Below are 1141 nucleotides of genomic sequence, written 5' to 3' on the forward strand. Positions count from 1 at the left end.
TCAGGCATCCGTGAGTGCATTTTTACTGCAACGGTTTGGAATTAAATTTAACGATGACGTGAGCTATAACGAGCGGTTGAAAGAGCTAACTCGTGCATTACGCGGGGTTCGTAAAAAGCATTTGGAGTTTTTTCAACGATATTCTCAGAAGAAAATCCGTTTTACCTGGTATCTATCGCAAGAATTTATGCAGTCGGCAACGCGGGAGTTGAATAAAAAAATTGATTTAATTTCGACTGAACAGGCTGATCGTTTGAAAGAAGCCACTTTTAGATTGAGTTCTAAGGGAACTTTTCATGGTACACGTCATCAAATTGGCACGTTACAGGCTAAAATGAGATCGATATTAAATGCCCGAAATCCCGAGCAGAAGAAGCTGAATCAAATGTATTTTCCAAAAAACTTACACTATGTACGCTTCACTGCCAAGAAGGCTTGGAGTATGAAAGAGTTTGAAGTGGCTTGTCGAAATGCAGATCAGATTTATTTGAATAAACGGAATAAGCGAAAGCCTAAAGATCAACGATTAAGAAGAGACAGAAAAAAATGCTAAAGCTTTTTTTCTTAAATTTCGCATAAGAGATTTTATGTTAAATAAAGCCTTTTAACTGACTAAAACTTATGAAAAAATGTATTTTTAATTCTTAAAATATTAAGTATGCATTCTTTAGCTCCGTACACTATAAGAACTTATGATCAGCAATATTTTAGACTTCATAATACTTATCCTCCTTTAGATAAGATTTTAGGTCGATTAGATCTTTATACGATTTTTAAGGATTGTTTTACTGAGAAAGGTATAGACTTTCATATAGTTGAAGATGAAAAGAAAATTTACAGAATCGTTGATCTTCAAGTTGATGATAAAACTAGAATTATTAAAGGTTTTTTACAACAAGGAAACTACGGTCTTAGGTCTGATATTATAAATATTGACACAGGAAAAATAGATTATGCAAAGACAGAAAAAAATGCTGAATTAATTAATTACTATTTTTATCTAAAAATTCCTCTTTCATATAATGAAGGCTTTGCATTTTTTCAGTGCTATAAAAGTGTAAGTGCTAAAACACTGATTTTTATGTTGGTATAAAATTTTTAGAAAGTAAAAGGCGGGATAGGTTTATTGTCAAAATGATTA

At 31.9% G+C, this 1141-nt stretch carries 1 protein-coding gene and 1 pseudogene; both read left to right on the top strand.

The genetic code is table 11. The features are described from left to right. Positions 1–553, top strand: a pseudogene (locus FTV43_RS15705) (hypothetical protein); the annotation flags it as partial. Between the two features lie 105 nt (positions 554–658). Continuing rightward, complete coding sequence (locus tag FTV43_RS15710) at positions 659–1093, top strand: hypothetical protein (RefSeq protein WP_257224137.1); 435 nt, start codon at positions 659–661, stop codon at positions 1091–1093. Positions 1094–1141: the final 48 nt, after the last annotated feature.

The organism is Acinetobacter sp. YH16053 (assembly GCF_013417035.1).
GTDB lineage: Bacteria > Pseudomonadota > Gammaproteobacteria > Pseudomonadales > Moraxellaceae > Acinetobacter > Acinetobacter towneri.

Coding starts and splice junctions, on each gene's coding strand:
- FTV43_RS15710 (WP_257224137.1), top strand. CDS start 659: ATGCATTCTTTAGCTCCGTACACTATAAGAACTTATGATCAGCAATAT.